Genomic DNA, 11928 nt, shown 5'->3' with positions numbered 1-11928 from the left:
CGCCCCCGGGGCCCGACCCTCATGTTCCGTCAGACCGCCGGTGCCAGCGCCACGCGGTGCCGGCTGTCCGCGATCAGCACCACGCGCTGCAACTCGCGCAGCCGCAGACCCGGTTCCAGGCCCAGCTCACTGCGCAGCACGTCCGCGGCCTGCGCGTACACGGCCAGCGCGTCGGCCCGCCGGTCGGAGGCGAACAACGCACGCATCAGCTGCGCGTAGAAGACCTCGTGCAGCGAGTACTCCGAGATCAGCCGGTACAGCCGGCCCACCAGCTCGCGGTGGTGACCGAGGGCCAGTTCGGCCTCGATCTGCATCTCGATGCACTCCAGACGCAGCTCTTCCAGCCAGTCGCTGAACCCGGTGACGATGGGCCCGTTGCCGAGCCGGCCGAACGCCGAGCCGCGCCACAGGTCGAGCGCCCCGGACAGGGTCGCACTGGCCGCGGTGAAGCGTCGTGCGGTGAGTTCGGCGCGCCCGCGCTGCACCAGCCGCTGGAAGACCCGGCAGTCCAGGTCGTCCGGCTTCACCTGGAGCAGGTAGCCCGATGTCGAGGTGACGATCGGACCGACCGGGCGCGGGCACTCGTCAGAGGTGGCTCCGCACAGCAGCTTACGCAGCTGGGATATGTAGACGTGGATCGCCGAGGTGGCCCGCCGGGGCGGGTTCTCGCCCCATATCTCCAGCGTGAGCTGCGGCACCGAGACAACCTGGTTGCCACGGGCCAGCAGGGTCGCGAGCACGTTCTCCATCTTCGGTGCGCTGATCTGGCGGACGACGCCGCGGTCGATGACCTGGAGCGGCCCCAGTACCTGGTACCTCATTCGCTCTCCCGCCTTCCCTCTGTCTGGTCCCCTCCGGCCGCGCGCAGATGTCCGGCCAGCCGTGACGGCGTCGGATTCTCGAACAGTTCGGACAGTGCCACCCGCACCCCGAGGAGGGCCTCGGCCTCCTGCACCACCAGCGCCCCGAGCAGTGAATGACCACCGTGGGAGAAGAAGTTGGTGTCCGCGGTGATGTCCTGGCGGTTCAGCACGCGCTGCCACAGCCCGATCAGGTCCCGCACCAACGCGTCCGCGGTGTCGTCCGCCGGCCCCTGGGACGCGGCCTCGGCGCGCCGCGCGCGGGCCAGCTCCGTCAGCGCCGGGTAGTCCACCTTGTCGTTGAGGGTGGTCGGCAGCGCGTCCAGGACCAGGAACTCCTGCGGTACCAGGGCGCGCGGCAGCTCGGCCCGGGCGTGCTCCCAGAGCCGCTCCACCAGGTCCCCCGTCGCACCGGCGGATTCGGCGCCGGCTGGTTCGACGAAGGCGACCAGGGCCGCGTCGGTGTCGGGATCGCCGACCAGCGTGACCGCCACGCCACGGACCGAGGGGTGTGCGAGCAGGACGGCCTCGATCTCGCCCGGTTCGATCCGGTTGCCGCGCAGCTTGATCTGGCGGTCGGCCCGGCCGAGCAGTTCGAGGGTGCCGTCGGCCCGCCAGCGGGCCAGGTCCCCGGTCCGGTAGTAGCGGCCCCGCTGGGGGTCGTCCACGAACCGTTCGGCGGTCAGCTCGGGTCTGCCGTGGTAGCCGTGGGCGACACCGTCGCCGCCGATGCACAGCTCACCGCGCACACCGATCGGCAGTTCGGTGCCGTCCGGTGCGAGCACCATGACCCGGGTGTTGGCGATGGGCCGACCGATCCCGGCGGGCTCGGGGTCGCCCGGTCGAAGGATCCCCGAGGTGGACCAGATCGTCGTCTCGGTGGGGCCGTAGACGTGGTGCAGGGTGCAGCCGGTGGCCAGGAGCCGCTTCACCAGCGGCTGTGGCGCCGCCTCGCCGCCGCACAGGACGCGCCGGCCACGCAGGGAGGGCCCGGCCTCCTCCAGCACCAACCGCCAGGTGGTGGGAGTGGCCTGGACGACGTCCGCGTCGTGCCGTTCGATCAGCTCACGCAGGACACCGCCGTCGGTGCGGGCCGCGTCCGGGGCGGCCACGACGCTGCCGCCGTACGCGAGCGGGACGTACAGCTCCAGCCCGGAGATGTCGAAGGAGAAGGTGGTCAGCCAGACCACGGTGGTGTCCGGGCCCGCGTCCAGCTCGGTCCCGAAGTGTGCGACGAGGTTGGCCAGCGCGCGGTGGCCGACGACGGTGCCCTTGGGCCGACCGGTCGAGCCCGACGTGTAGATGAGATACGCGGCTGCGGCGGGGTCGGCCGCCACGGGCTCGGCGGGCAGCGGCCGGGCCGGCGCGTCACCGGCCGGAGCCAGGGTGAGCACCGTCCGGTCGCCCGCGCCCGGCAGATGGACTCCCGGCCCGGCGAGGACGGCGCGGGCGCCGGAGTCGGCGAGCTGGTAGGCGATCCGCTGCTCGGGATGCTCGGGGTCGAGCGGCAGGTAGGCGGCATCGGCCAGCCAGCTCCCGAGGACGGCCGCGGCCAGTTCGGGGCCGCGCTGGGCGGCGACGGCGACCACGTCGCCGCCCTGCACCCCGGCCTCGGTCAGCTGCTCCCGTACGGTGAGCGCCGCGTGCCACAGCTGCCGGTAGCTGGTCGCGCCGTCCGCCGTATGCATCGCCGGGGCGTCCGGGCGGGCCAGGAGCCCGGCGGTGAACGCCGAGAGGACCGATTCCGAACCCACCTCCGCCTGGGTCCGGTTGGCTGCCGCGATCACCTCGCGGTCCCGGTCGGCCCACACCCGCAACGCGCCGATCGGCCGCTCGGCATCCTCGGCCAGCTGGACCAGCAGGGCGTCGTAGCGCTCCAGGAGCAGTTCGACGTCCTGACGGGTCAGCAGATCGGTGCAGTAGACCGCCCGGACGCGCAGCAGGTCCGGTGCGGCGACCACGAAGAACTCCAGGTCGAACTTGCTGAAGCCGTTCTCCACCACCAGCGGTTCAGCCTGCAGTGAGCCGATGGTGAACCGGGGCAGGACGCTGCCGGGCACATAGTTGAACAGATGCCGGAACAGCATGTTCCGCCAGCCGGAGCCGCCGCGCGGCACCAGCGGGGTCAGGTGGTCGACCGGGACGTCGGCGTGCGCCAGGGCATCGAAGAAGACGTCACGGGTGCCACGGACGAAGGCGCGGACCGTCTGCTCGGGTGTCACGCGGGCCCGCAGGGGCAGCACGTTCACGTGATAGCCGATCGCGTCCGCCGCCTCACGCGGGCGTACGTCCACGGGCGAACCGACCGCCAGGTCGAGTCCGGCACCGTGTGCGGCCAGCAGCAGCTGGTAGGCGGCGAGCAGGACGGCCGTCTCCGGGGCCCGCAGCTCTCGCTGGAGTCGCTTCACCGCCGCCCGGGCGGCCTCGGACAGGTCGTAGAGCACCCGGTCGCCGACCAGGGTCGGTTCAGCGGCGTCCGGCACCCCGCACCACAGGTCGAGGGCGCCGAGGTCGTAGTCGGCGAGCTGCTTGCGCCAGAAGTCCAGGCTCTCCTCGGTCGGCTCGGGCTCGACCAGGACCGGCACCGGCTCCAGCAGGGCCGGCGGTGGTACACCGCGGCCCACCAGCGCGTCGTAGGCCTCGGCCAGTTCGGACAGGAAGGGGACACCCGAGAGGGTGTCGAACACCAGGTGATGAACGGCCAGGCAGAACACGTCACCGTCGGCACCGCGTAAGACGGCGGCGCGCAGCAGCAGGCTGCCGTCGAGCGGGAAGCGCTCGGCGACGAAGGCCGTCAGGTCGGTGTCGAGGTCCTCCGGGCGCGTGGTGAGCACGCGCGGGACGAGGCTTACGGCAGAGGGGTCGAGGACGGACCGGGTGAGGTGGGCCCCGGAGGCCCGGTAGACGGTGCGAAGCACCTCATGTCTGCGCACCAGGAGGGTGAGGGCCTCCTGCAACGGGGACTCCTGGAGTCCGCCGTCCACCCGGAAGGCGACCGACAGGTTGTTGGCCGCGCTGCGCGGAGCCAGTCGCTCCAGCAGCCAGAGGGCTTCCTCCTTACGGCCGGCGGCCTCGGATCTGTCCAGGCCGCGAACCTCGGTGGATGCCCCTGTTCCCAACGGTTGCATTGCTGTTCCTTCCCTTACGGACACCGTCACGCAAGAAGCTCGGACACCGCTCGCGCGACGCTGGTGTCGCGGAGCAGTTCCGTGTGCGGGAGTTCGAAGGAGATCTCGCGGGCCACCAGCGCCGAACGCTCCCGTGCGGGGAGGGCGTTGAGGCCACTGTGCGGCGTGGCGGAGCTGATGGCGACCGCGTCCGCCCAGGCCTGGCGCGGGTCGAGGTCGGAGGCGGCGACGAGGTAGCCGAGAAAGGAGGCGAACGTGGCGACGACTTCGGCGCCACGCTCCGCGTCCAGGCCGGTGCGCCGGAAGGCGGGCTCGCCGTACTTGCGAAACAGCTCGCACAGTTCCTCGGCCAGCGGGCGCATGGCCGTGTGTGCTCGCCGGGTGTCCTGGCCGACGCGGCGCGCCTCGTCGATCTCGTCCGCGGAGAGCATCGGGGCGAGACCACCGATGAGTTCGTGGTAGTGGCGGTGCAGCAGGTCGGCGTCGGGCCGCTCGGGGTCGAACAGGACGAGACGCGGTGCCTTCCCCTGCCGGCGGCCGATCTCGGCGGCCAGCCCGGCGGCGAACACGCTGCCCACGCAGAAGCCGAGCACCGCGCTCACCGGACCGGCGGACTTCGCGCCGGGCTCCCAGTGCCGGAGATAGTCGTCTCCGGTCATTCCGGCTTCCCGGCCGGGGCGGGGCGGGGCGGTCTCCCAGACGGTGGGCGCGGCATCGCCGAGCTCGCGCACCAGGTCGCCGAAGCCGGCGACGGTGCGGCCGGTCGCCGGAAAGTCGGAGGCCAGCACTGTCGCGGCGGTTCCCGTGCCGCTCAGAACATTCCATGCGTTCGCGGTCATCGTTCCATTCCGAACTCTAGAGACGGATTTGAGGAATCTTTTACTGCCGCTTACCTGGCGAGGTGAATGGAATACCTCATTCCAATGAGTGCGAGATGCATAACTCCAAACCGGTAGAATTTCTCGCGCGAAAGAGAACCCGGCGGCAACTTAGCATTCGCACGCTCGGCCGTAACAGTCGAATTGCTTTCCGGAATGATTGTCAGTTGGCGTTTCGAGCGGGGCTGGCCGGTCCGTTCCGAAATGCGAGCAGCCCGAGAACCAGTGCACAGAGAACGAAACCTGTAGCGACCGTGAATCCCGTCTCAATGCTGTGCACGAGTGCGCGGTGACCCGCACCGGGCGGGGGCACGCGATGGGGATGGGCTCCCGAGCCGCCCCCGCCCGCCGTGACGAGCAAGGCCAGGCCCAGCGAGGCACCCACCCGGAGCATGGCCTGCTGAAGCCCGGAGGCGGCACCGGCCTCGCCGCGGGACACCCCGGCCAGAATGATGGAGTTGAGCGGCATGATGGTCAGCCCCAGCCCGAGACCGACCAGGACCAGCGGAACGGCCAACCCGCTCGCGTAGCCGGTGTGTTCGGTGATGCGGGAGAACCAGAACGTCCCGGCGCCGAGCACCGCCGCGCCGACGACCAGCAGCGGCCGGGCACCCAGCCGGGCCAGCAGGCGCGGCGCGGCGACCGCGGAGACGACCATGAGCACGGCCAGGGGCAGGAAGGCGAAGCCGGCCCGCAGCCCGCTGTAGCCCAGCACCGTCTGCAGGAACTGGGTGAGGAAGAAGAACAGTCCGGAGACGGTGGCGCCGACCAGCAGGGTGTCCGCATAGGCGGCCGCGCGCTCGCGCCGGGCCAGCAGGCGCAGCGGCACCACCGGCTGCTCGGCCCTCAACTCGACCACCACGAAGATCGCCAGCAGCAGTACGGCCGCTCCCCCCGACAGCAGCGTGGCCCGGTCGGTCCAACCGTGGCTCTGCGCCTGGATGAAGGCGTTCACCAACGCCGCCATGCCGGCCGTGGAGGTCAGAGCGCCCGCGAGGTCGAACCGGCCGGGCCGGCGTTCGGACTCCGCGACGAACCTCGGGGTGACCAGCAGGACGGCGATGCCGATCGGCACGTTGAGGAAGAGGGTCCAGCGCCAGGAGGCCAGGGAGAGCAGGCCGCCCAGGATCATCCCCACAGCGGTGCCCGCGCCGGCCACGGTGGAGAATGCGCCGAGCGCGCGGTTGCGCTGCGGGCCCTCCGCGAAGGTGGTGGCCAGCATCGCCAGCGAGGTCGGCTCGGCGAGCGCGGCGCCGAGCCCCTGGCCCACCAGGGCCGCCAGCAGCACCGGCGCCGTCGGCGCGAGCGCGGCCAGCAGCGAGCAGGCGGTGAAGATCGCGATGCCGGTCAGGAAGACCGCCCGGCGGCCGAGCAGGTCACCGCACCGGCCGCCGAGCAGGAGCAGGCCGCCGAAGGTCAGCATGTAGGCGTTGACGACCCAGGACAGGTCGGTCGGCGAGAAGCCGAGGTCCTCCCGGATGCCGGCAAGCGCGATGTTCACCACGGTCGTCGCGACGACGATCATCAGCTGGCAGCTGATGATCACCGCGAGGGTGACACCGGGATGCCGTACCGGAGTCGCGGTGTCCTCCGTACCGGTGTTCTGGGACAGCAGCGAGGGCTCGCTCATCGCTCCACCGCCTCGGACAGCAGGGTGATGGCACGTTCGGGGCAGGCCGCGGCACCACGCCCGGCCGGACCGCGCAGCCGCTCGGGCACCTCGAACTCCCCCATGCCGTTGAAGCCGGTGTTCTCGTCGATCTCGTAGACCTCGGGCGCCATGGCATGGCACAGGGCGTGCCCCTGGCAGACCTCGGCGTCGACCCGGATGCCGATCCGATCGCTCATCGGGCCGCCCCCACGGTGAGGTCCAGGCGGTCCAGACCGCGAATCGGCGAGTAGCGGGAGACCGGCTCGGTGCCGGGGGTGATGTGGTACTCCGGGATCCTGGCGTGCCACTCCTCCAGCGCGACCTTGACGATCCGGCGGGCGAGATGCATGCCGAGGCAGCGGTGCGGGCCGATCCCGAAGGCGAGGTGGCGCACCGACTGCCGGTCGAAGTCGACCTCGTCGGCACTCTCGAAGACCTCGGGGTCGAGTCCCGCCATGCCCCAGGACATCAGGACCCGGTCGCCCGCACGGAGCTTGACGTCGTGCAGTTCGACGTCCCGGGTGACCACACGGGCGGTGGAGACCATCGCCTCGTGGCGGATCAGTTCCTCGACCATGGCCGGGAGGCGGTGCGGTTCCTCGACGACCGTGCGCTGGGTCCCGGGGTGCTCGGCGAGGTGCCGGAAGACCATGCTGAGCAGCGAGTTGGAGGTGTCCAGGCTGGCGAACATCGTCATCAGGATGATGTTGACGATCTCGTCCTGGGTCAGCGGCCGGCCCTCGTGCTCGGCGCGCAGCAGTGAGCTGATGACATCACGCCGGCCCTCGATGCCCTCGGCGCGGCGCGCGTCGACGGCGGCGCTGAAGAACTCCCACAGTGGCCGGCCGGCCGCGTGCAGTTCCTCGTCGTTCCTGGCGTTGGGCAGGCCCTCGCGGCGCAACCAGTTCTTGTGGTCGAGGAGTTCCGGCAGGTGGGAGCGGTCGATGCCGAAGTTGATCAGGAAGGTCTCGGCGGGCAGCCGGACCGCGAAGTCCTCGACGAACTCACAGGAGCCGCGGGCGGCGATGGGCTCGACGGCATCCACGGCCGCCTCGCGGATCTGCGGGGTGATGTGGTTGACCACAGCGGGGTTGAACAGGGCCGAAAGGGCCTGCCGCCACTTGCGGTGGTCCTCCCCGTCGAGCTGGATCGGGATGAGTTTGTCCTTGTATATCTGGCGGTTGGGTATGCCGATGTCGGCGCTGGAGAAGAGGTCGGGATTGCGGGCCGCCCACTCGATGTCGGCGTACCGGGTGAGGATCCAGTAGCCGCCGAACTCCTCGGAGCGCAGCACCGGTCCGTACTCCCGGAGCTCGTGCCACGCGCCGACCGGGTCGGCCTGGAGCCACGGTTGGTAGGTGCTCCATCTCCGTACCTGCTCCTCGGGGGTGCCCGGTGCCACCGGGCACCCCTGCTGCGCCGCCGTCTGGTCCATCCGCCAACTCCCTCCGACGTCCGAACCGCGTACGGCGACCGGCCGCACACGGTGCATCTTCAGCCAGGATGGAGGCGGCTTCTAATGCCGCCCTTAAGGCGGACCAAACGCCTGTGGCAGGGCACCGACGGCCCCGGCCGTTGGGTGGGCCGGCCCTTGGCCGGAGGCGGGCCGAGCCGTGCGCAGTGTGGTGAAACGCGCCGTGACCAGCGGCGGCTCTGGTAGGGACGGTGCGCCGCTGCCGCCGGGAGGCCGCCCCGGATCTCGTCCGATGGGCGACCGGGTGCCGCGAGAGGGGCCCTGGAGCGCTGCCATGGCCGTCCCTGACGGTGCGACAGTTCCCGGCCAGCGCTGTCCGGTCCCCCTTGCGCGGGCGCCCGGTCGGCCCACGGCGACGCCGCCCGGTCAGACCCTGCGGGCGGTCCGCGGCTTCCGGGCCGGTCCGAACCAGGTCGTCACCGCGGCCCGCAGCCCCTCCCGGTCTCCCTCACCGGTGTCGACCCAGGCGATGTGTCCGTCCGGCCGGACCAGCAGCCATCGGGCGTCCAGGTCCTCGGCCTCGTCCGCGCGGACGACGTCCAGGCGGTCCGCCCACCCGGTGAGGTCGGGGGCCTCGTCCACGCCGAGGGACAGCAACAGCCCGCGGCCGCCAGCCAGGAGCCCCGCCGCCTCCACCTCGCCGTCCGCGGTGCGCAGGGTCACGTCGGGCAGCGTGGCGCCGAGCAGCGGGGAGGCCTTGGCCGGGAGGCCGGGGTAGGCGATCGGGTAGCGGACCCGGGTGACGGCCTGGACGAGGTGCCGGTTGACCTCAGGGAACTCGATCAGCTCGGCGAACAGCTCGCGCAGTGGCTCCGCCCGCTCCGGCGGGTGCTGGAGCGGTACCTGGGCGAGCGCGCGCAGGCACGCCCGGCGGCCGACAGGGTGCCGCTCGTCGTGATACGTGTCCAGCAGGCCGGGCGGCGCCCAGCCGTGGATCGTCGCGGCGAGCTTCCACCCCAGGTTCACGCTGTCGTGCAGGGCCGTGTTCAAACCGTTTCCGGAGGACGGGGGATGGGGATGAGCGGCGTCTCCGGCGAGCAGCAGCCGTCCCCTTCGGTAGGAGGTGGCCAGCCGGGTGGGGCTGCCGTACCGGGTCATCCAGCGCGGCTCGGCGAAGTCGGCGTCGGCACCGGTGATCCGGCGGATCGCGGCGCGCATCTCCTCGGCGGTCACCGGAACGTCGGCGGCCGGCGGTTCGCGGTCGAACTCGACAGTCATCAGCCGCACTTCGGACGGATCGCGGGGGTTCATGGGCAGCACGCCGAACTGGCCGTCGGGATGGACGCCGGCCCGGAAGTGCTCCTGGGCGTCGCCGGACACCGCCACGTCGGCGATCACTCCGTAGTACGACGGCGCAAGGGTCCGGAAGGCGAAACCGCCCAGCTCCGCCACGGTGCTGTGCGGGCCGTCGCACCCCACCAGATAGGCGCAGCGCAGCACCTGCTCCCCCGCGGCGGAACGCACCCGGACCGCAACTCCGTCGGCGTCCTGACGCAGCCCGGTGAGCCGGTGGCCGGGCAGGACGCGCACGCCCAGCTCCACCGCGCGCTGCTCCAGGAGCTCCTCGGTACGCCACTGCGGAACGATCAGGTCGTAGTCGGTCTCGCCGAGTTCGGACAGATCCAGCCACAGGAAAGCAAAGTGGGTGCGCGGCCAGACGGGTGTGGTGGCGTCGCGGAAACGGTCCGCCAGGCCGCGTCTGCGTAGCGCGTCGACCGAGCGGGCGTGCAGCAGCATCCCGCCGGACGACCGCTCGCGCACCGGCCGGCCCTCCAGCACCACGGCGGGCACCCCGGCCAGCTGGAGTTCACAGGCCAGCATCAGGCCGGCGGGTCCCCCGCCGGCGATCACCACGGTGTCGTTCACGCCGTCGCCTCCGGGGTCGGTTCGCCCACCGCTTCCCTCTCGCCCAGTTCCTCGTCCAGATAGGCTGCCACCGCGCGCGGGGTGGGCAGGTCGTAGATGACACCGGGCGGCAGTGGCAGGCCGGTCACGGTGCACAGCCGGTTGCGCAGCTCCACGGCGGTCAGCGAGGAGAACCCGACGTCGAGGAAGTCCGCCTCCGGGTCGAGATCGTCGGGACCGGGCAGCGCGAGCACCTCGGCCGCCGTGGTGCGGACCAGGGTCAGCAACAGGCCCTCCCGGCCGGCACGGTCGTGCCCCGCGAGCCACTCGGCCAGCGCGTCGGGACTCTGCGGCAGACCGTCCGCGCCGCCTTCCCGGGCGTCCCCCGCCGACGGTGGGCCATCGAGTACGGCGACCGCCCTCAGCGCCTCCTCGCGCCACCGCCGCGCGGCGGTCAACAGTCCTTCGGCGGCGGCGACTTGTCCGGGGGTGAGACCGAGGGTGTCGACGAGCGCCTCGGTGTCGCCGTTCCCCACGGCCGTCCAGAACCAGCCGTCCAGCCGCTCGCCCGGCTCGGCAGCCGTGTCCCGCAACCAGTACCGGCGCCGTTGGAAGGCGTACGTCGGCAGCTCGACGATGCCGGCCGGCGGGACCAGCGCGGACCGGTCCACCGCGACTCCGTGCAGGTGGAGCCGGCACAGGGCGGCGAGCAGGCTCTGCGCCTCGGACCGGTCGCGCCGCACGGCGGGAGCGGTGAGCGCGTCGGCGGACAGGGCGTCGGCCGACAGGCATTCGGCGGCGAGCGGGGCGAGGACCGCGTCGGGCCCGAGCTCCAGGAAGGCGGTCACTCCGCGGGCCTCGGCGCCGCGGACGCAGTCGGCGAAGCGGACGGTCTCGCGGATGTGCCGGGTCCAGTAGTCCGGGGACGTCAGCTGCTCGGCGGTGGCCTCCTCGCCGGTCAGGTCGGACATGACCGGCAGAACCGGTGGCCGGAACTCGACGGTGGCGGCCACCCCGCGGAACTTGTCGAGGGCCGGGTCCATATGCGCCGAGTGGAAGGCATGGCTGACCGACAGCCGGCGAACCCTGGCGCCGCGTTCCCGCCAGTGCTCGGCCGTCGCGACCACGGCCACGGCGTCGCCCGAGACGACGGTGGAGCCGGGCGAGTTGACCGCGGCGATCGCCACCGCATCCCCCTCCGGCAGTGAGGCGGCCACCTCTTCGGCGCAAGCCTGGACGGCGACCATGGCTCCGCCCGACGTGGCAGCCTCCATCAGCTGCCCGCGCGCCGCCACCAGCGCGCACGCGTCCCCGGCCGACAGCACGCCGGCGACGTGCGCCGCCGCCAGCTCCCCGACCGAGTGCCCGATCAGCACATCCGGACGTACGCCGTAGGACTCGACGAGCCGGAACAGTGCCACCTCGTACGCGAAGAGCGCGGGCTGGGTGAAGGCCGTGCGGTCCAGCGTCTCGGCCGGGCCGTCGAACATCACCTCCCGCAGCGACCGTCCCAGCAACGGGTCCAGATGCCCGCACAACTCGTCCAGGGCTGCGGCGAACACCGGGAAGCCCTCGTACAATTCCCGGCCCATTCCCACACGTTGGGCGCCCTGACCGGTGAAGAGAAATGCCGTACGGCTCTTGGTGACGGCCTTCCCGCGCACCACGCCCGGCACCTCCCGGCCCTCGGCCAGGGCCGTGAGTCCGGTGAGCAGTGCATCGCGGTCGGCGCCCAGGACGGCGGCGCGGTGTTTGAACACCGTACGGGCCGTGGACAGTGTGTACGCCACATCACCCATGCCGATCCCGGGTCGCGCCGCCAGGTGCGCGCGCAGCCGGTTCGCCTGGTCGCGCAGCGCCTGAGGCGACCGCGCCGACAGCAGGAGTGGCGCCGCCGTCTCCACGGCGGTGGGCCGGTCCTCCTCGGGGGCCTGCTCCAGGATCAGGTGGGCGTTGGTGCCGCTGATCCCGAAGGAGGACACCCCGGCCCGGCGCGGACCGGAGGACTGCCACCGCCGGGGTTCGGTCAGCAGCCGGACCGTGCCCGCGGACCAGTCCACGTGCGCAGAGGGCTCATCCACATGCAGCGTCC

Annotated in this window: 8 protein-coding genes; all 8 read right to left on the bottom strand. The window is 72.0% G+C overall.

Annotated features, from left to right (window positions below; genetic code table 11):
* Positions 1-29: 29 nt before the first annotated feature.
* Positions 30-821 (bottom strand): AfsR/SARP family transcriptional regulator, encoded by a 792-nt coding sequence (locus LE548_RS43595; protein WP_225102592.1) that lies wholly within the window; start codon positions 819-821, stop codon positions 30-32.
* Complete coding sequence (locus tag LE548_RS43590) at positions 818-3988, bottom strand: non-ribosomal peptide synthetase (protein ID WP_225102591.1); 3171 nt, start codon at positions 3986-3988, stop codon at positions 818-820. The genes LE548_RS43595 and LE548_RS43590 overlap by 4 nt, the downstream gene beginning before the upstream one ends.
* Before the next feature lie 26 nt (positions 3989-4014).
* The gene (locus LE548_RS43585) at positions 4015-4827 is read right to left on the bottom strand and encodes a hypothetical protein (protein ID WP_225102590.1); all 813 of its coding nucleotides are present in this window, start codon (positions 4825-4827) and stop codon (positions 4015-4017) included.
* Positions 4828-5029: 202 nt separating this feature from the next.
* A complete protein-coding gene (locus LE548_RS43580; protein WP_225102589.1) occupies positions 5030-6496 on the bottom strand; it encodes an MFS transporter in 1467 nt (488 codons plus the stop codon).
* Positions 6493-6714: a ferredoxin gene (locus LE548_RS43575; RefSeq protein WP_225102588.1), complete on the bottom strand. Its 222-nt coding sequence runs from the start codon at positions 6712-6714 to the stop codon at positions 6493-6495. The genes LE548_RS43580 and LE548_RS43575 overlap by 4 nt, the downstream gene beginning before the upstream one ends.
* Positions 6711-7952 (bottom strand): cytochrome P450, encoded by a 1242-nt coding sequence (locus tag LE548_RS43570; RefSeq protein WP_225102587.1) that lies wholly within the window; start codon positions 7950-7952, stop codon positions 6711-6713. The genes LE548_RS43575 and LE548_RS43570 overlap by 4 nt, the downstream gene beginning before the upstream one ends.
* A gap of 405 nt (positions 7953-8357) precedes the next feature.
* On the bottom strand, positions 8358-9857 hold the full coding sequence (locus LE548_RS46315) for an FAD-dependent monooxygenase (RefSeq protein WP_308031151.1): 1500 nt from the start codon (positions 9855-9857) through the stop codon (positions 8358-8360).
* The coding region (locus LE548_RS43560) for an acyltransferase domain-containing protein (protein WP_225102586.1) at positions 9854-11928 on the bottom strand (2075 nt) is incomplete at its 5' end. The genes LE548_RS43560 and LE548_RS46315, both read right to left, overlap by 4 nt.

The sequence above is a fragment of the Streptomyces sp. CoH27 genome, assembly GCF_020181035.1.
GTDB lineage: Bacteria > Actinomycetota > Actinomycetes > Streptomycetales > Streptomycetaceae > Streptomyces > Streptomyces camelliae.
The sequence above is the reverse complement of the archived record's forward strand: the minus strand, read 5'-3'. Positions and strand labels throughout refer to the sequence as shown.

Coding starts and splice junctions, on each gene's coding strand:
- LE548_RS43595 (WP_225102592.1), bottom strand. CDS start 821: ATGAGGTACCAGGTACTGGGGCCGCTCCAGGTCATCGACCGCGGCGTC.
- LE548_RS43590 (WP_225102591.1), bottom strand. CDS start 3,988: ATGCAACCGTTGGGAACAGGGGCATCCACCGAGGTTCGCGGCCTGGAC.
- LE548_RS43585 (WP_225102590.1), bottom strand. CDS start 4,827: ATGACCGCGAACGCATGGAATGTTCTGAGCGGCACGGGAACCGCCGCG.
- LE548_RS43580 (WP_225102589.1), bottom strand. CDS start 6,496: ATGAGCGAGCCCTCGCTGCTGTCCCAGAACACCGGTACGGAGGACACC.
- LE548_RS43575 (WP_225102588.1), bottom strand. CDS start 6,714: ATGAGCGATCGGATCGGCATCCGGGTCGACGCCGAGGTCTGCCAGGGG.
- LE548_RS43570 (WP_225102587.1), bottom strand. CDS start 7,952: ATGGACCAGACGGCGGCGCAGCAGGGGTGCCCGGTGGCACCGGGCACC.